16 protein-coding genes are annotated in these 18,425 nt (G+C 70.4%); 14 read left to right on the top strand and 2 right to left on the bottom strand.

Features of this window, described 5'->3' with window-relative positions; genetic code table 11:
- The 9 genes from ftsW to CIB93_RS28830 form a co-directional block, all read left to right on the top strand.
- On the top strand, positions 1-1,323 hold a 1,323-nt coding region (ftsW, locus tag CIB93_RS28875; protein WP_096631120.1), incomplete at its 5' end, for a putative lipid II flippase FtsW.
- Between the two features lie 6 nt (positions 1,324-1,329).
- A complete protein-coding gene (gene murG, locus CIB93_RS28870; protein WP_096631119.1) occupies positions 1,330-2,418 on the top strand; it encodes an undecaprenyldiphospho-muramoylpentapeptide beta-N-acetylglucosaminyltransferase in 1,089 nt (362 codons plus the stop codon).
- Between the two features lie 62 nt (positions 2,419-2,480).
- On the top strand, positions 2,481-3,275 hold the full coding sequence (locus tag CIB93_RS28865) for a cell division protein FtsQ/DivIB (RefSeq protein WP_096631117.1): 795 nt from the start codon (positions 2,481-2,483) through the stop codon (positions 3,273-3,275).
- A 276-nt stretch (positions 3,276-3,551) separates the two neighbouring features.
- Complete coding sequence (gene ftsZ / locus CIB93_RS28855; RefSeq protein WP_096631113.1) at positions 3,552-4,775, top strand: cell division protein FtsZ; 1,224 nt, start codon at positions 3,552-3,554, stop codon at positions 4,773-4,775.
- Positions 4,772-5,515 (top strand): peptidoglycan editing factor PgeF, encoded by a 744-nt coding sequence (gene pgeF, locus CIB93_RS28850; RefSeq protein ID WP_096631111.1) that lies wholly within the window; start codon positions 4,772-4,774, stop codon positions 5,513-5,515. Before ftsZ ends, pgeF begins: the two co-directional genes overlap by 4 nt.
- Positions 5,516-5,518: 3 nt before the next feature.
- On the top strand, positions 5,519-6,238 hold the full coding sequence (locus tag CIB93_RS28845) for a YggS family pyridoxal phosphate-dependent enzyme (protein WP_096631110.1): 720 nt from the start codon (positions 5,519-5,521) through the stop codon (positions 6,236-6,238).
- A gap of 126 nt (positions 6,239-6,364) precedes the next feature.
- The gene (locus CIB93_RS28840) at positions 6,365-7,006 is read left to right on the top strand and encodes a cell division protein SepF (RefSeq protein ID WP_096631108.1); all 642 of its coding nucleotides are present in this window, start codon (positions 6,365-6,367) and stop codon (positions 7,004-7,006) included.
- Positions 7,007-7,097: 91 nt separating this feature from the next.
- Positions 7,098-7,382 carry a YggT family protein gene (locus tag CIB93_RS28835; RefSeq protein WP_006123846.1) on the top strand — a complete coding sequence of 95 codons (285 nt, stop codon included), beginning with the start codon at positions 7,098-7,100 and terminating at the stop codon, positions 7,380-7,382.
- Between the two features lie 49 nt (positions 7,383-7,431).
- Complete coding sequence (locus tag CIB93_RS28830; RefSeq protein ID WP_096631106.1) at positions 7,432-8,586, top strand: DivIVA domain-containing protein; 1,155 nt, start codon at positions 7,432-7,434, stop codon at positions 8,584-8,586.
- A 307-nt stretch (positions 8,587-8,893) separates the two neighbouring features.
- Here the strand turns inward: CIB93_RS28830 and ileS are convergent, their stop codons facing one another.
- Positions 8,894-12,037, bottom strand: a complete 3,144-nt coding sequence (gene ileS, locus CIB93_RS28825) for an isoleucine--tRNA ligase (RefSeq protein ID WP_096631104.1) — start codon at positions 12,035-12,037, stop codon at positions 8,894-8,896.
- A gap of 537 nt (positions 12,038-12,574) precedes the next feature.
- Here ileS and CIB93_RS28820 point away from each other — a divergent pair.
- From CIB93_RS28820 to CIB93_RS28800, 5 genes are all read left to right on the top strand, one after another.
- A complete protein-coding gene (locus tag CIB93_RS28820) occupies positions 12,575-13,375 on the top strand; it encodes a TraR/DksA C4-type zinc finger protein (RefSeq protein WP_096631102.1) in 801 nt (266 codons plus the stop codon).
- A gap of 58 nt (positions 13,376-13,433) precedes the next feature.
- Positions 13,434-14,024: a signal peptidase II gene (lspA, locus tag CIB93_RS28815; RefSeq protein ID WP_096631101.1), complete on the top strand. Its 591-nt coding sequence runs from the start codon at positions 13,434-13,436 to the stop codon at positions 14,022-14,024.
- A 61-nt stretch (positions 14,025-14,085) separates the two neighbouring features.
- The gene (locus CIB93_RS28810; RefSeq protein WP_096631099.1) at positions 14,086-15,027 is read left to right on the top strand and encodes an RluA family pseudouridine synthase; all 942 of its coding nucleotides are present in this window, start codon (positions 14,086-14,088) and stop codon (positions 15,025-15,027) included.
- Positions 15,024-15,509, top strand: coding sequence for a GNAT family N-acetyltransferase (locus CIB93_RS28805; protein ID WP_096631097.1), 486 nt, complete (start codon positions 15,024-15,026; stop codon positions 15,507-15,509). The genes CIB93_RS28810 and CIB93_RS28805 overlap by 4 nt, the downstream gene beginning before the upstream one ends.
- Before the next feature lie 120 nt (positions 15,510-15,629).
- The gene (locus CIB93_RS28800) at positions 15,630-17,216 is read left to right on the top strand and encodes a Na+/H+ antiporter (protein WP_096631096.1); all 1,587 of its coding nucleotides are present in this window, start codon (positions 15,630-15,632) and stop codon (positions 17,214-17,216) included.
- 32 nt (positions 17,217-17,248) lie between these two features.
- Here CIB93_RS28800 and CIB93_RS28795 read toward each other — a convergent pair whose 3' ends face one another.
- Positions 17,249-18,379, bottom strand: coding sequence for a mechanosensitive ion channel family protein (locus tag CIB93_RS28795; protein ID WP_096631094.1), 1,131 nt, complete (start codon positions 18,377-18,379; stop codon positions 17,249-17,251).
- Positions 18,380-18,425: the final 46 nt, after the last annotated feature.

Genomic DNA, 18,425 nt, shown 5'->3' with positions numbered 1-18,425 from the left:
CTCGCCACCGGCGCCCGGCGTCCCGAGACGGCCCGCGGCTCCGCACGCGGCGGCTCGGGCCCCCGCACCCCGCGCTCCGGACGCGGCGGCGGACCGCGCCGGGCCTTCGAGCGGGCACGACGGGCCTGGGACCGGCCCCTGACCGCCTACTACGTGATCCTCGGCTCCAGCCTCCTGATCACGGTGCTGGGCCTGGTGATGGTCTACTCCGCCTCGATGATCAAGGCGCTGGACATCAGCAAGCCCTCGACGTACTTCTTCGGGAAGCAGTTCCTCGCCGCAGTCATCGGCGGCGCGCTGATGCTGATCGCCGCCCGGATGCCGGTCAAACTCCACCGGGCCCTGGCCTACCCGCTGCTGATGGTCACCGCCTTCCTGATGGTCCTGGTCCAGGTCCCCGGGATAGGGATGTCGGTCAACGGCAACCAGAACTGGCTCTCTCTGGGCGGCTCCTTCCAGCTCCAGCCCAGCGAGTTCGGCAAGCTCGCCCTGATTCTGTGGGGCGCGGACCTGCTCGCCCGCAAACAGGACAAGCGGCTGCTGACCCAGTGGAAGCACATGCTCGTGCCGCTCGTGCCGGTCGCCTTCATGCTGCTCGGACTGATCATGCTCGGTGGCGACATGGGAACCGCGATCATTCTCGCGGCGATCCTGTTCGGCCTGCTCTGGCTGGCCGGCGCCCCCACCCGGCTGTTCGCCGGGGTGCTCGGCTTCGCCGCCGTCATCGCGTTCCTGCTGATCTGGACCAGCCCCAACCGGATGTCCCGGCTCTCCTGCATGGGCATCGTCGGCGAACCCGACCCGGAGGACGGCTGCTGGCAGGCCGCACACGGAATCTACGCTCTGGCGTCCGGCGGATGGTTCGGTTCCGGTCTGGGTGCGAGTGTGGAAAAATGGGGGCAACTCCCCGAACCTCACACCGACTTCATCTTCGCCATCACCGGTGAGGAACTGGGTCTGGCGGGGACGCTGTCCGTGCTCGCCCTGTTCGCGGCTCTAGGCTATGCGGGTATCCGCGTGGCCGGACGCACGGAGGACCCCTTCGTGAGGTATGCCGCGGGAGGCGTGACCACGTGGATCACGGCCCAGGCCGTGATCAACATCGGTGCGGTGCTCGGCCTGTTGCCGATCGCCGGGGTTCCGCTCCCGCTGTTCTCCTACGGGAGATCGGCTCTGCTGCCGACGATGTTCGCGGTCGGGCTGATGATCGCCTTCGCACGGGAGGATCCCGCCGCGAAGGCGGCCCTGGCCATGCGGAAGCCCGGGGTGAGATGGAAGACGATGAGACGGCGCGTCAAGAAGCGTCCGTCCGGAGAGCGGTGAATTTCGGTGCATGTCGTACTCGCCGGCGGGGGGACCGCCGGACACATCGAGCCCGCGCTTGCCCTCGCAGACGCCCTGCGCAGGCAGGACCCGACCGTGGGAATCACTGCCCTCGGCACGGAACGCGGACTGGAGACCAGGCTCGTACCCGAGCGGGGATACGAGCTGGCGCTCATCCCCGCCGTCCCGCTGCCCCGCAAGCCCACGCCCGAACTGATCACCGTCCCGGGCCGACTGCGCGGCACCATCAAGGCGGCCGAGCAGGTCCTGGAGCGCACCAAGGCGGACTGCGTGGTCGGCTTCGGCGGCTATGTCGCCCTGCCCGGCTACCTCGCGGCCAAGCGGGTCGGTGTGCCCATCGTCGTACACGAGGCCAACGCCCGCCCGGGCCTGGCCAACAAGATCGGCTCGCGGTACGCCCACGGGGTCGCCGTATCCACCCCGGACAGCAAACTGCGCGGCGCCCGCTACATCGGCATCCCGCTGCGCCGCACCATCGCCACCCTGGACCGCGCCCGGGTCCGCCCGGAGGCCCGCGCCTCCTTCGGCCTCGACCCCAACCTGCCGACGCTGCTGGTCTCCGGTGGCTCGCAGGGCGCCCGCCACCTCAACGAGGTCGTCCAGCGGGTCGCGCCGCTGCTCCAGCGCTCCGGGATCCAGATCCTGCATGTGGTCGGTCCGAAGAACGAATTGCCGCGTATCGACAACATGCCCGGGATGCCGCCGTACATCCCGGTACCGTACGTGGACCGGATGGACCTCGCGTACGCCGCGGCCGACATGATGCTCTGCCGTGCGGGCGCGATGACCGTCGCCGAACTCTCCGCCGTCGGGCTCCCCGCCGCCTACGTCCCGCTGCCCATCGGCAACGGCGAACAGCGGCTCAACGCCCAGCCGGTGGTCAACGCCGGCGGCGGCCTGCTGGTCGACGACGCGGCGCTCACCCCGGAGTGGGTGCAGGCCAATGTCCTGCCGGTGCTGTCGGACCCCCACCGGCTGTACGAAATGTCCCGTGCGGCCGCGGAGTTCGGCCGGCGCGACGCCGACGACCTGCTCGTCGGCATGGTGTACGAAGCGATCGCCGCACGCAGCTAGGCGTGCGGCGCGAGGCGGTTCGAGCCCGGGGCACACGCCCCGGGCCCGGCGAAGGAGCGAGCGTGGCCGGACCGACGACCGCCCAGCGCGGCGCCTCCGAGCGGGCGGGCACCCCCGCCCGCCCGCCGCTGACCGGCCCCGAGGGGCGCGGGATCAGCCGCCGTACGCTGCTGATCCTGATCGCCCTCGCGGCGGCCCTTCTCACCGCGTTCGTGATCTGGGTGCTCTACGGCTCCTCCTGGCTGCGCGTCGAACGCGTCCGTACGAGCGGCGTCGAGGTGCTCACCCGCGCAGAGGTGGAAGCGGTGGCGGCCGCACCGGTCGGCGCCCCGCTGGTCTCCGTGGACACCGACGCCATGGAGAGCAGGTTGCGCCAGAAGTTGCCTCGTATCGACACAGTGGATGTCGCTCGTTCCTGGCCCCACGGCATCAGTCTTAAGGTGACGGAACGGGAGCCGGTCCTGCTGGTCGAGAAGGGCGGAAAGTTCGTGGAAGTGGACGCGAAGGGCGTCCGCTTCGCCACCGTGGACAAGGCACCGAAGGATGTGCCCCTGCTGGAGCTGACCCCCGCCCCCTCCGCGAGCCTTCGCCGTTTCGGCGACGACCGTCTGCTGCGGGAAGCGGTACGGGTCGCCGGAGACCTTCCCGCGGGCGTCGCCAAGGATACCGAAGCCGTACGGGTCATCTCGTACGACGCGATCTCCTTGCGGCTGACCCGGGATCGTGTGGTGACCTGGGGCAGCGGCGAGGACGGGCCGGTGAAGGCACGTGTTCTCACCGCGCTCATGAAAGCCGCCCCCAAAGCGGGGCACTTCGACGTAAGCGCTCCCAGCGCCCCGGCGGTATCAGCGAGTTGACGGGCATTTGTGCTGGCCAGCACCCTGGTTGGTCAGCGCTACGGGTGATCACATAGGGTGAAAAGAAAAACGGGAGGTTCGGCGTGTTCGTTGAACGTGCGCCACTTGTCGACTTAGTGTCCTGTTCGGAAGAGTCCAGGAAGCAGACACACTGGTAACCCTAAACTTCAACGTTAGGGTTTGGGTCGGCGTTCGGACCGTCCCCATCGACATCAGTCGTCGCCGCGGGGCCACCGCAGAGCGACGACACGTAACTCGAGGCGAGAGGCCTTCGACGTGGCAGCACCGCAGAACTACCTCGCAGTCATCAAGGTCATCGGTGTCGGCGGCGGTGGTGTCAATGCCATCAACCGAATGATCGAGGTCGGCCTCAAGGGCGTTGAGTTCATCGCGATCAACACGGATGCACAGGCCCTGTTGATGAGCGACGCCGACGTCAAGCTCGACGTCGGCCGCGAACTCACCCGTGGCCTCGGCGCCGGGGCGAACCCGGCCGTCGGTCGCAAGGCGGCAGAGGACCACCGTGAGGAGATCGAGGAGGTCCTCAAGGGGGCCGACATGGTCTTCGTCACCGCCGGAGAAGGCGGCGGCACCGGCACCGGCGGCGCACCTGTCGTCGCCAACATCGCTCGCTCGCTGGGCGCCCTGACGATCGGTGTGGTCACCCGCCCGTTCACCTTCGAGGGCCGGCGACGCGCGAACCAGGCGGAGGACGGCATCGCCGAGCTCCGCGAAGAGGTCGACACCCTCATCGTCATCCCCAACGACCGTCTGCTGTCCATCTCGGACCGCCAGGTCAGCGTGCTCGACGCGTTCAAGTCGGCCGACCAGGTGCTGCTCTCGGGTGTCCAGGGCATCACCGACCTCATCACCACGCCGGGTCTGATCAACCTCGACTTCGCCGACGTCAAGTCGGTCATGTCCGAGGCGGGATCGGCGCTCATGGGCATCGGCTCGGCGCGCGGCGACGACCGTGCGGTCGCGGCGGCGGAGATGGCGATCTCCTCGCCGCTTCTGGAGGCGTCCATCGACGGCGCCCGCGGTGTCCTGCTCTCCATCTCCGGCGGCAGCGACCTCGGTCTCTTCGAGATCAACGAGGCCGCCCAGCTGGTGAGCGAGGCGGCCCACCCCGAGGCCAACATCATCTTCGGCGCCGTCATCGACGACGCCCTGGGCGACGAGGTGCGGGTCACCGTGATCGCCGCGGGTTTCGACGGCGGACAGCCGCCGGCCCGCCGCGAGAACGTCCTCGGCGCGAACTCCAACAAGCGCGAGGAGCCGGCCGCTCCGGCCAGGTCCTCCGCCGAGTCCGTGCGGCCGACGGGCGGACTCGGTTCCGTACCCCCGCGCGAGGAGAGCCCGGCCCCGGCCGAGCCCGCCCCCGCGTCGGCTTCGAGCGAGAGCACGCTTCCGCCGGTCTCTCCGCCGCACGTCCCGCCGGCCCGTCCCTACCAGGACGCCCAGGCCGAAGAGCTGGATGTTCCGGACTTCTTGAAGTGATAGGTCAGCATCGGGCAGAACCCGTCACGGGCAGCGCTCATTTCGCCTTCACCGATCGGTGGGGCGGAGTGAGCGCCGCTCCGTACGAGGAGCTCAACCTCGGCGGCGCGGTCGGCGACGACCCCGCCGCCGTCGGCGCGAACCGCGAGCGCGCCGCCCGCGACCTCGGCATCGACCCGGCCTCGGTCGTCTGGATGAACCAGGTGCACGGCCGGGATGTCGCGGTGGTGGACGGGCCCTGGGGTGCGGACACGGAGATTCCGGCGGTGGACGCGGTGGTGACCGCCCGGCGCGGACTGCCGCTCGCGGTGCTCACCGCCGACTGCACCCCCGTACTGCTCGCCGACCAGGTCGCCGGAGTCGTCGGAGCGGCGCACGCCGGGCGGCCGGGACTGGTCGCCGGAATCGTGCCGGCGGCGGTCGAGGCCATGGTCGCGCTGGGCGCACAACCCGCCCGGATCACCGCGCACACCGGACCGGCCGTCTGCGGACGGTGCTACGAAGTCCCGGCGGAGATGCGGGCCGAGGTCGCGGAGGCCGTTCCCGGCACCTGGTCCGAGACCAGCTGGGGGACCCCGGCGGTGGATGTCACCGGCGGAGTGCACGCCCAGCTCGCCGCTCTCGGCGTGACCGACCGGCACCGTTCGCCGGTCTGCACCCGGGAATCGGGCGACCACTTCTCGTACCGCCGCGACCGCACCACCGGGCGGCTCGCCGGATATGTCTGGTTGGACGGATAGGGCATGACGGACCGTAAGGCTCAACTCGCGGCGAATCTCGCACAGGTGGAGGAAAGGATCTCCTCCGCCTGCGCCGCGGCCGGTCGCAAGCGCGAGGATGTGACCCTGATCGTGGTCACCAAGACCTACCCCGCGAGCGATGTGCGGATCCTGCATGAACTCGGTGTGCGCCATGTCGCGGAGAATCGTGACCAGGACGCGGCGCCGAAAGCCACCGCTTGTGCGGATCTTTCTCTGACATGGCACTTTGTCGGACAGTTGCAGACGAACAAGGTTCGGTCTGTGACGAGTTATGCCGATGTCGTGCAGTCGGTGGACCGTACCAAGCTGGTCACCGCCCTCTCGGCCGCCGCGGTCCGCGCGGACCGCGAGCTCGGCTGCCTCATCCAGGTCGCCCTGGACGCCGGGAGCGGTGAGCGAGGTGAGCGCGGCGGGGTCGCGCCGGACGGGGTCGAGGAGTTGGCGGCCGCGGTGGACGCGGCCGACGGACTCCGGCTCGACGGTCTGATGACCGTGGCGCCGCTGGCCGGACCGTTTGCGGGACGGCAACGGGCCGCTTTCGACCGGCTGATGGAAATCTCATCCCGCCTGCGCGTCGACCGTCCGGCTGCGAACATGGTCTCCGCAGGTATGAGCGGGGACTTGGAGGACGCGGTGGCGGCCGGAGCGACACATGTACGCGTCGGTACGGCGGTACTCGGAGACCGACCCCGGCTCGGGTAACGTCGCGAAGCAAGTCGGACCACAGCAGAAAATATGGTCATTCCCACACAAAACGGGGCAGACCACAGTGGATCGCGGGCACTTGGTGACGAATGCCGATCCACCACAGAGCGGAGGACTCGGAGCATGGCCGGCGCGATGCGCAAGATGGCGGTCTACCTCGGCCTCGTGGAGGACGATGGGTACGACGGTCCGGGGTTCGACCCCGATGACGAATTCGAACCTGAGCCGGAGCCCGAGCGCGACCGGCGCCGGCACCAGCCCCCCCACCAGGTGGAGCGGGACCGTGAGCGCGATCGCGAGCGGGAGCGCGAAAGGGACGAACCGGTACGAGTAGTGCAGCCGCCCGCTCAGCGCGAGCCGGTTCAGCTCCCCGCGGAAAGCGGGCGACCCGCCCGAATCGCCCCCGTGGCATCCATCACACCTGAACGTCCGAGTCTGGAGAAGAACGCACCGGTGATCATGCCCAAGGTCGTGTCCGAGCGGGAGCCGTACCGCATCACCACGCTGCACCCCAGGACCTACAACGAGGCCCGTACCATCGGGGAACACTTCCGTGAAGGCACTCCGGTGATCATGAATCTCACGGAGATGGACGATACGGACGCGAAGCGACTTGTCGACTTTGCCGCAGGACTCGTCTTCGGTCTCCATGGCAGCATTGAACGCGTGACGCAGAAGGTGTTCCTGTTGTCGCCTGCTAACGTCGATGTCACGGCGGAGGACAAGGCCCGCATCGCAGAGGGCGGATTCTTCAACCAGAGCTGAGAACACGACACCGGGAACGACCCGGCCGCAAGGCCGGAAACCGGCCACCCGGCCGGAGCTACGAGAGCCAGGGGAGAGGGAAGCGCGGGACATGGGCGTCGCACTGGATGTGGTCTATATCGCGCTGATGTGTTTCCTCATCGTGCTGATCTTCCGGCTGGTCATGGACTACGTCTTCCAGTTCGCACGTTCATGGCAACCCGGCAAGGCGATGGTGGTCGTACTTGAGGCCACCTACACTGTCACCGATCCACCGCTCAAGCTTCTGCGGCGGTTCATCCCGCCGCTGCGTCTCGGGGGCGTGGCACTCGACCTGTCCTTCTTCGTTCTGATGATCATCGTCTACATCCTGATCAGCGTTGTGGTCAGGTTGTGAGCGATACGGTCTTGCCGACTGCCGACGACTACGTAGAGGTGAAGAAGAGATGCCGTTGACCCCCGAGGACGTGCGGAACAAGCAGTTCACGACCGTCCGCCTCCGAGAAGGCTATGACGAGGACGAGGTCGATGCCTTTCTCGACGAGGTCGAATCGGAGCTGACCCGTCTGCTCCGTGAGAACGAGGACCTGCGCGCCAAGCTGGCCGCTGCGACGCGGGCCGCCGCGCAGAACCAGCAGCAACAGCAGCAACAGCAGCAGGGTATGCGCAAGCCGCCGGAACAGCAGGATCGCCCGGGCGCGCCCGTTCCCGCCGCCATATCCGGACCGCCGCAGCAGCAGCAGCCCCCGCAGATGGGTCCGCCCCAGCTGCCCGGCGGCGCGCCGCAGCTGCCCGCAGGTCCCAGCGGCCACGGCCCCCAGGGCGGCCACGGCCCCGGTCAGCAGGGCCCGCACGGCCCCGGCCCGATGCAGGGCGGTCCCATGGGTGGCCCCATGGGCGGTCCGATGGGTCACAACCCCCAGCAGCAGATGCAGCAGATGCAGCAGCCGCAGATGCAGCAGCAGGGTCAGGGCCCCGGTGGCGACAGCGCCGCCCGTGTCCTCTCGCTCGCGCAGCAGACCGCCGACCAGGCGATCGCGGAGGCCCGTTCCGAGGCCAACAAGATCGTCGGCGAGGCGCGCAGCCGTGCCGAGGGCCTGGAGCGCGACGCGCGCGCCAAGGCCGACGCCCTGGAGCGGGACGCGCAGGAGAAGCACCGTGTGGCGATGGGCTCGCTGGAGTCGGCCCGCGCGACGCTGGAGCGCAAGGTCGAGGACCTGCGTGGCTTCGAGCGCGAGTACCGCACGCGGCTGAAGTCGTACCTGGAGAGCCAGCTGCGTCAGCTGGAGACCCAGGCGGACGACTCGCTCGCCCCGCCGCGGACCCCGGCGACCGCTTCGCTGCCGCCGTCCCCCTCGCTGGCCCCGGCCGGTGCGGGCGCGATGGGTCACTCCATGGGCGGCTCCAACCACGGTGGCCATGGCGGCCAGCAGATGGGCGGCGGCCAGTCCATGGGCAGTGCGCCGTCCTACGGCGGGCAGCAGCAGATGTCGCCCGCGATGACGCAGCCGATGGCACCGGTGCGGCCGCAGGCGCCGCAGCCGATGCAGCAGGCGCCGTCGCCGATGCGTGGGTTTCTGATCGACGAGGACGACAACTGAGCGGTGCGCGCTCGCTGAGCGCGTAGCCGTCGGCAGGCAAAGGGCCGGGCCCCGGGATTTCCCGGGGCCCGGCCCTTTGCCGTGGGCGGGTACGCGGTTGCCGGGTGCGGGTGGGGCGCCTGCGGCGGGCCCGTAACCGGGGCGCCGCCCCGGAGCCCGCACCGCAGAAGCCGGAGGGGCTGGGTCTGGCCGGACGTCGGAGGCGGGCGCGGGGGGTTCGGGGGCGGAGTCCCTGAGGGGGACGGCGAAGGGGCCCGGTCGACTTGTGTCGGCCGGGCCCCTGATCGTGCGGGCTGTCGCGCTGTGGCTACCGCTTGCGCAGGCGGAACGTGAGCGCCAGGCCCTCGTCCTCGAACACCTCGCCGTACGTGTCGTCCGCCTCGCCTTGCGCGTAGTCCAGGGCGAGGACCTCGTCCGCGATCAGAGGGGTGTGCTCGGTGAGGGCCTCGACCGTCGCCGGGGACGTGGAGGTCCAGCGGACGGCGATGCGGTCCGCGACGTCCAGGCCGCTGTTCTTGCGGGCCTCCTGGATCAGGCGGATCGCGTCGCGGGCCAGGCCCGCGCGGCGCAGCTCCGGGGTGATCTCCAGGTCCAGGGCGACCGTCGCGCCCGAGTCCGAGGCGACCGACCAGCCCTCGCGGGGGGTCTCCGTGATGATCACCTCGTCGGGGGAGAGAGTGATCCGCTCGCCCTCCACCTCAACCGTCGCCGTGCCCTCGCGCAGGGCGAGGGAGAGAGCCGCCGCGTCCGCCTCGGCCACCGCCTTGGCCACCGCCTGCACACCCTTGCCGAACCGCTTGCCCAGTGCCCGGAAGTTCGCCTTCGCCGTCGTGTCCACCAGCGAGCCGCCCACCTCGGAGAGCGAGGCCAGGGACGTGACGTTCAGCTCCTCCGTGATCTGCGCGCGCACCTCCGGGGAGAGGGCGTCGAAGCCGTTCGCCGCGACGAGTGCGCGCGACAGCGGCTGCCGCGTCTTCACGCCCGACTCGGCGCGCGTAGCCCGGCCCAGCTCCACGAGGCGGCGCACCAGCGCCATCTGCGTGGAGAGCGTCGGATCGATCGCGGAGACCTCCGCCTTGGGCCAGGTGGACAGGTGTACCGATTCCGGGGCGTCGGGGGTGACCGGGGCGATCAGGTCCTGCCAGACCCGCTCCGTGATGAACGGGGTCAGCGGGGCCATCAGACGCGTCACCGTCTCGACGACCTCGTGCAGCGTGCGCAGCGCCGCCTTGTCGCCCTGCCAGAATCGGCGGCGCGAGCGGCGTACGTACCAGTTGGACAGGTCGTCCACGAACGCGGAGAGCAGCTTGCCCGCGCGCTGGGTGTCGTAGCCCTCCATGGCGACCGTCATCTGGTCCACCAGCGCGTTCAGTTCGCTCAGCAGCCAGCGGTCCAGGACCGTGCGGTCCGCAGGGGCCGGGTCGGCCGCCGAGGGGGCCCAGCCCGAGGTGCGCGCGTACAGGGCCTGGAAGGCGACCGTGTTCCAGTAGGTGAGGAGCGTCTTGCGGACGACCTCCTGGATGGTGCCGTGGCCCACCCGTCGTGCCGCCCAGGGGGAGCCGCCCGCCGCCATGAACCACCGCACCGCGTCGGCCCCGTGCTGGTCCATCAGCGGGATCGGCTGGAGGATGTTCCCCAGGTGCTTGGACATCTTGCGGCCGTCCTCGGCGAGGATGTGGCCCAGGCAGACCACGTTCTCGTAGGACGACTTGTCGAAGACCAGGGTGCCTACCGCCATCAGCGTGTAGAACCAGCCGCGGGTCTGGTCGATGGCCTCCGAGATGAACTGCGCCGGGTAGCGGCTCTCGAAGATCTCCTTGTTCTTGTACGGGTAGCCCCACTGCGCGAACGGCATCGAACCCGAGTCGTACCAGGCGTCGATGACCTCCGGGACGCGGTACGCCTCCAGCCGGCAGTCCTCGTGCGAGCAGGTGAAGGTGATCTCGTCGATGAACGGGCGGTGGGGGTCCAGGTTCGACTGGTCGGCGCCCGTCAGTTCCGTCAGCTCCGCGCGCGAGCCCACGCACGTCAGGTGGTTGTCCTCGCACCGCCAGATCGGCAGCGGCGTACCCCAGTAGCGGTTGCGGGAGAGCGCCCAGTCGACGTTGTTGTTCAGCCAGTCGCCGAAGCGGCCGTTCTTGACCGAGTCCGGGAACCAGTTGGTCTTCTCGTTCTCCTCAAGGAGGCGGTCCTTGATCGCCGTCGTCCTGATGTACCAGGACGGCTGCGCGTAGTAGAGCAGCGCCGTGTGGCAGCGCCAGCAGTGCGGGTAGCTGTGCTCGTACGGGACGTGGCGGAAGAGCTTGCCGCGCGCCTCCAGGTCCGCGGTCAGCGCCTCGTCGGCCTTCTTGAAGAAGACGCCGCCGACCAGCGGGAGATCCTCTTCGAAAGTGCCGTCGGGGCGGACCGGATTGACCACCGGGAGGCCGTACGCACGGCAGACCACGAGGTCGTCGGCGCCGAACGCGGGGGACTGGTGGACCAGACCCGTACCGTCCTCGGTCGTGACGTACTCGGCGTTGACCACGTAGTGGGCTTCCGCCGGGAACTCGACCAGGGCGAAGGGGCGCTCGTAGGTCCAGCGCTCCATCTCCGCGCCGGTGAACGACTGGCCGGTCACCTCCCAGCCCTCGCCGAGGGCCTTCTCCAGGAGCGGTTCGGCGACGACGAGCTTCTCCTCGCCGTTCGTCGCGACGACATAGCGGACCTCGGGGTGCGCGGCGACCGCCGTATTGGACACCAGGGTCCAGGGCGTGGTCGTCCACACCAGGAGGGCCGCCTCGCCCGCCAGCGGGCCGGAGGTCAGGGGGAAGCGGACGAAGACCGAGGGGTCGACGACCGTCTCGTAGCCCTGGGCCAGCTCGTGGTCGGACAGGCCGGTGCCGCAGCGGGGGCACCAGGGGGCGACCCGGTGGTCCTGGACCAGCAGGTCCTTGTTGAAGATCTCCTTCAGCGACCACCACACGGAGTCGACGTACTCGGGGTCCATCGTGCGGTACGCGTCGTCCAGGTCGACCCAGTAGCCCATACGGGTCGTGAGCTCGGCGAAGGCGTCGGTGTGCCGGGTCACGGACTCACGGCACTTGGCGTTGAACTCGGCGATGCCGAACGCCTCGATGTCCTTCTTGCCGTTGAAGCCCAGTTCCTTCTCCACCGCGAGTTCGACCGGCAGGCCGTGGCAGTCCCAGCCGGCCTTGCGGCCCACGTGGTAGCCCTGCATGGTGCGGAAGCGGGGGAAGACGTCCTTGAAGACGCGGGCCTCGATGTGGTGGGCGCCCGGCATGCCGTTGGCGGTGGGCGGGCCCTCGTAGAAGACCCACTCGGGGCGGCCCTCGGACTGTTCGAGGCTCCGGGCGAAGATCTTGCTCTCGCGCCAGAAGTCGAGCACGGCGTGCTCCAGCGCGGGCAGGTCGACCTGGGCGGGTACCTGGCGGTACTGCGGCGATGTCATGTGCGGCTTCCTCCGGCGGACGTCTTCCACTTCCGTCGGAGGGACGAGAGCGCCTCGGCTCCCGCGGTACCACCCTCCTTGGCCGCGGGCGTGCGCCCGTGGCCCCCTCATTGGGGTCGCGATGCCGGGTCTAGTGGCCCCAAGGCGTTCTTCCGGCGGCTCCGGGGTGATCTTCACGTCGCGCTCGCCCCCGGGCTCCCACCGTCCCCGGGTCGCTGCTGGCTGCGTACGGCGCTACTCGTCCCATCCATGCCTCTCGCTGGGCCCAGTGTACGGGCCCGTACGGCCGACGGCCGACCGGTTATCGGGGGCGCGCGGGCGTGACCCGAGTGGGCGGACGGGGCGTAGGGACTTCCCGGCGGGCCGCGCGGGGCGGATTACCCGGCGGGGAGCTGGGAACAACGGATGCAGGCGCGCCACGACCGGGTCCCGGGAGAGGCGGAACGGCGGCGTGCCCCGTTGCCGCGGCGCTGGGGTCGATTTATCGTCCCAGCACGATTCGCGAGCAAGATCACAATATGTGAAGGGGCCGCGGCCATGGTGGCGAAGAAGACGGCGGAAGAGACCGCGGCCGAGCACGACGGCGCCCACGAGCCACCGGCCGAGCCCGCGAAGGAGACGGCGAAGAAGAGCGCCGCCAAGAAGACGACTACCAAGAAGGCAGCGAAGAAGACGGCCCCCCCAACGGCCCCCCGGAAGGCAGTGGCCAAGAAGGCGGCCGCGAAGAAGACCGCCGACGGGAAAGCCGTCCCCAAGAAGAGCGCCGCCAAGAAGACCGGGGCCAAGAAGGCCGCGAAGAAGGCCGCGACGACGGCCACGGGGGCGGCCGAGGCCGCCGAGCAGACGGGAGCCCACACGGTGGTAGCCAAGAAGAGCGCTAGTCGCCCCGCAGCAGGCGCACAGGCGACGGCCCCGGTGCCGCCGGCCCGCGCGGCCGCCCCCGGAGAGCTGGCCGTACGGCCCGGGGAGGACCCCTGGACGCCCGCGGAGGTCGACGAGGCACGGACGCTGCTGACCAGCGAGACCCTGCGGCTGCGCAGCGAGCTGGAGGCCTCGGGCGCGGCGCTCGCCGGGCTGATGCGGGACTCCGGCGACGGTGCGGGCGACGACGAGGCCGACACCGGCACCAAGAACATCACCCGCGAGCACGAGCTGTCGCTCGCCGCCAACGCCCAGGAGATGCTGGAGCAGACCGAGCGGGCGCTCGCCCGGCTGGAGGCGGGGACCTACGGGCTCTGCGAGGTCTGCGGCAAACCGATCGGGAAGGCCCGGATGCAGGCGTTCCCCCGGGCCACCCTGTGCGTCGAGGACAAACAGAAGCAGGAGCGGCGCGGCTGATCCGCACAGGTGTGTCGTACCCTCATCCTCAGTCAGGCATCTAGGTTGAGGGACTCACGTGGCAGAGGCGGAGCGCATCATCGGTACGCCGGACAATCCCGAGGCCGAGGGGACGGACGAGGGCGGCAGCACGGCCGCCGACGCCGCCGTGAACGCGGGCACGGGCAAGCGCAGGATCCTCGTGCTCATCGGCGTCTCCGTCGTCGCCTACCTGCTCGACCTGATCAGTAAGACGATCGTGGTCGCCAAGCTGGAGCACCAGCCGCCGATCGACATCATCGGCGACTGGCTCCAGTTCCGCGCGCTCCGCAACCCGGGCGCCGCCTTCGGGTTCGGCGAGGCGTTCACGGTGATCTTCACCATCATCGCCGCCGGGGTGATCGTGGTCATCGTCCGGCTCGCCCGCAAGCTCTACAGCCTGCCGTGGGCCATCGCCCTGGGACTGCTCCTGGGCGGTGCGCTCGGCAACCTCACCGACCGGCTCTTCCGGGCGCCCGGCGTGTTCGAGGGCGCGGTGGTGGACTTCATCGCCCCCAAGCACTTCGCGGTCTTCAACCTCGCCGACTCCGCGATCGTGTGCGGCGGCATCCTCATCGTGATCCTCTCCTTCAAGGGCCTGGACCCCGACGGGACCGTCCACAAGGACTGACGGTTCCGGGCGGACCGACCGCCCGGCGCGGAGACCCGCGGGCGCAAGGCATACTCGACAGGTGAGTACGCACCCCGAGATCCGCACCCTGCCCGTACCGGACGGCCTGGAGGGCGAGCGCGTCGACGCCGCCATCTCCCGGATGTTCGGTTTCTCCCGCACCAAGGCCGCCGAGCTGGCCGCAGCCGGGAAGGTTCAGGTGGACGGTTCGGTGGCCGGAAAGTCCGAGCGGGTCCACGGCGGCGCCTGGCTGGAAGTGGAGATGCCGCAGGCGGCCCCTCCCGTCCAGATCGTCGCCGAGCCCGTCGAGGGCATGGAGATCGTCCACGACGACGACGACATCGTGGTCATCGTGAAGCCCGTCGGCGTCGCCGCCCACCCCAGCCCCGGCTGGACCGGCACCACCGTCATCGGCGGACTCGCCGCCGCCGGGTACCGGATCTCGACCTCCGGCGCCGCCGAGCGCCAGGGCATCGTGCACCGCCTCGACGTCGGCACCTCCGGCCTGATGGTCGTCGCCAAGTCCGAGCGCGCCTACACCCTGCTCAAGGCCCAGTTCCGCGACCGGGTCGTCGAGAAGAAGTACCACGCGCTCGTCCAGGGCCACCCGGACCCGATGAGCGGCACCATCGACGCCCCCATCGGGCGCCACCCCAACCACGACTACAAGTGGGCGGTCACCGCCGAGGGCAAGCCGTCGGTGACCCACTACGACCTCATCGAGGCCTACCGTGCCGCCAGCCTCCTGGACATCAAGCTGGAGACCGGCCGCACGCACCAGATCCGGGTCCACATGTCCGCCCACCGCCACCCCTGCGTCGGCGACCTGACGTACGGCGCCGACCCGACCCTCGCCAAGCGGCTCGGGCTGACCCGGCAGTGGCTGCACGCGGTGCGCCTGGGCTTCGAGCATCCGGCCGACGGCAGCTGGGTGGAGTTCTCCAGCAGCTATCCGGCCGACCTGCAAAAGGCCCTCGACACCATCTCCGCGGAGAGCCAGTGACCTCGGCGCCATCCGCGTACAGCACCCGCAGGGCCGTCGAGGAGAGCGACCTCGCGGCTTGTTTCCAGGTGCGCAAGGACGTCTTCGTCGGTGAGCAGAACGTGCCCGAGGAGATCGAGTACGACGCCCACGACGCGACCGCCGTGCATGTGCTCGCCGTCGCGCCGGACGGCACGGCGCTGGGTACGGGACGGCTGCTCCACGGGGAGGCCGCGTCGGGCAGGACCGGTGGCGACCTCACCGTCGGCTCGCTGGGCCGGCTCGCGGTGACCCGGGGGGCCCGCGGCCTCGGGGTCGGCGCGGCCCTCGTACGCGCCCTGGAGGACGAGGCGGGCCGGCTCGGCCTGGCCGCCGTCGACCTGCACGCCCAGACCCACGCCCTCGGCTTCTACGAGCGGCTCGGATACGTCGCGTACGGCCCCGAGTTCCCCGACGCGGGCATCCCGCACCGCGCCATGCGACGGGACATCCGCCCGGCCTGAGTGCCCCGAAAGGGCTCGAAGCGGAGGGTATCGACCGAATCGCACACCGCGCGTGGCAGGGTGGAAGCCTTGTCCGGCCGTGGGCGACGGCCCGGACCCTTGCGCTCCGGAAGGCACACCGTGGATCAACTGACACTGCTGCTCCTGCTGTTGCTCGGAGCTGTGGTCACGGTGCCGCTCGGCGCACGGCTGGGCCTCCCGGCACCGGTGCTGATGACCCTGGCGGGCATCGCGATGGCGTTCACGCCGTTCGTTCCGAGTGTCGACATCCCGCCGGAGATCATCCTTCCCGCGCTGCTCCCGCCGCTGCTCTACGCCACCGTGCAGCGCACCTCCTGGCGGCAGTTCGCCGCCAACAAACGCCCGATCTTCCTGCTGGCCGTCGCCCTGGTCTTCGTCACCACCGCCGCCGTCGCCGCGGTCGCCAACTCGATCGTGCCGGGGCTGCCCATCGCCGCGGCCGTCGTGCTCGGCGCCCTCGTCGCCCCGCCGGACCCGGTGGCGGCGACCGCCGTGGCGGGTTCCGTGGGGCTGCCGCGCCGGCTCGTCTCCATCCTGGAGGGCGAGGGGCTCTTCAACGACGTCACCGCCATCGTGCTCTACCACGTGGCCATCGCCGCCGCCGTCAGCGGAACCTTCTCGCTCCCCGAGGCCTTCGGGCTGCTGATCCTCTCCGCCGTCGTCGCGGTCGTCGTCGGCCTCGCGCTCGGCTGGCTCACCATCAGGCTGATGAACCTGCTGGGCGACGCCACCCTCCAGGTCGGCCTGACCCTGCTGGTGCCCTTCGTCGCCTACGTCCTGGCGGAGGAGCTGATGGGCTCCGGTGTGCTGGCCGTTCTGACCGTCGCGCTCTTCCTCGCCGAGCACACCGCCGACGCCGACGACGTGCTCGGCCGGCTCACCGGTCGCACCTTCTGGGACATCGTCGACACGTTGGTCACCGGCGTGGCCTTCGGGCTCATCGGCCTGGAGCTGCACAGCGTGTTCGGCACCGCCGACGGGCGGGCCCTGGAGATGGTCGGCTGGGGGCTCGCGGTCGTCGCGGTCGTCGTCGGCGTACGCCTGCTGTGGCTGCTGCCCGCGACCTGGCTCGCCAAGCGGCTGCACACCCGGCGGGACGTCAGCGAGGAGATTCCCACCAGCTGGCGGGAGACCGTCGTGATGTGGTGGGCCGGGATGCGCGGGGTGGCGTCGGTCGCCCTGGCGCTGGCGATCCCGCTGGAGACGGACGACGGGCGCCCGTTCCCCGGGCGCGACGAGATCATCTTCATCGCGTTCGCCGTGATCATGGTCACCCTGGTCTTCCAGGGGCTCACCCTGCCCTGGCTGGTCCGCAAGCTGAAGGTCCGGGCCGACACCGCCGCCGAAGAGGCCCTGGAACGGGACCTCGCCATCCGGGCCGCCAAGGCCGCCAAGTACCGCCTCAAGGAGATCCAGGAGGTGGAGGAGTTCCCCGAGGAGGTCGTGGAGCGCCTCCAGCGCGCCGCGTACGACATCGGGGCCCGGATCAGCCCGGACATGGTCGACGAGGAGCGGCGCGAGGCGTACGCGCGGCGCGCCGACCGCTTCAGGGCGGTGAGCCGGGTGCAGCGCGAGATGATGTCGGCCGCCCGCCACGAGGTGCTCGCCGCGCGCAGCGAGGCCGGGGCCGACCCGGAGGTCGTGGACCGGGTGCTGCGGTATCTGGACTTCCGCTCGCTGCGCTGAGCGGCTGCGCGCCCGGGCCTTCGGGTACGGGGTCAGCCGCGGCCGGTCCGGGGGGCCTTGCCGGCGGGCGGGGCGCTCCCGTTGCGGCCGGGCCCGTCCGCCGGATCGGCCCACTGCTCGCCCGGCGGCAGCACGGCGGGCGCGGTGGCGATCCGCGGCAGCGCGTACGGATGGTGGTCGCGCAGCCAGCCGATCAGCTGCTCGCGCACCGCGCAGCGCACCGTCCAGATGTCGTTCGCGTCCTTCGCCGTGACCACCGCGCGCACCTCGATGGTGGTGGGCGTGGTGTCGGTGACGGCCAGCGACCAGTCCCGGCCGTCCCAGGCACCGATGTCGCCGAGGACGTCACGCAGCTTCTCCCGCATCGCGGCCACCGGAGCGGAGTGATCGAGCTGGAAGTAGACCGTGCCGGTCATCTGCGCCCCACCGCGCGACCAGTTCTCGAAAGGCTTGCTGGTGAAGTACGAGACCGGCATCGTGATCCGCCGCTCGTCCCAGGTACGTACCGACAGGAACGTCAGGGTGATCTCGTCGATCGTGCCCCACTCGCCGTCCACCACCACGGTGTCGCCGATCCGCACCATGTCGCCGAACGCGATCTGGAGCCCGGCGAAGAGATTGCCGAGCGTCGACTGGGCGGCGACGCCCGCGACGATGCCGAGCAGACCGGCCGAGGCCAGCATCGACGTGCCGACCGCCCGCATCGGGGGGAACGTCAGCAGCATCGCCGCGATGGCGACCACCGTCACCACGGCGATGACCACCCGCTGGATCAGCGTCACCTGCGTGCGGACCCGGCGGACCCGGGCCGGATCACGGGTGGCCGCCGCGTACCTGCTGTAACTGGCCTCCACGATCGTCGCCGCGATCCGCACCACCAGCCAGGCGGACGCGCCGATCAGCACCAGGGTCAGGACCTGGCCTATCCCGGCCCGGTGCTCCCGCACCCAGGCGATGCCCGACTGGCGGTAACTGGCGCTCAGCAGCGCCGTGATGATCACCACCTGCAACGGAGGCCGGCAGCGCCGCAGCAGCCCCCACAGCGGGGTCTCGTGGTGACGGCTGTCGGCCCGCCGCAGCAGCCGGTCGACCAGCCAGCCGACCAGCAGGGTGATCACCACGGAACCGCCGATGACGATCAGCGGGCGCAGCACGCTCTCCATTGCTTTCGTTCTCCAAGCTGTTAGGGCAGCCCTCAGGGCACCAATG

It is taken from the genome of Streptomyces sp. WZ.A104, from assembly GCF_002382885.1.
GTDB lineage: Bacteria > Actinomycetota > Actinomycetes > Streptomycetales > Streptomycetaceae > Streptomyces.
Note: the sequence above shows the minus strand (reverse complement) of the source record. Positions and strands in the feature narration are given on the sequence as shown.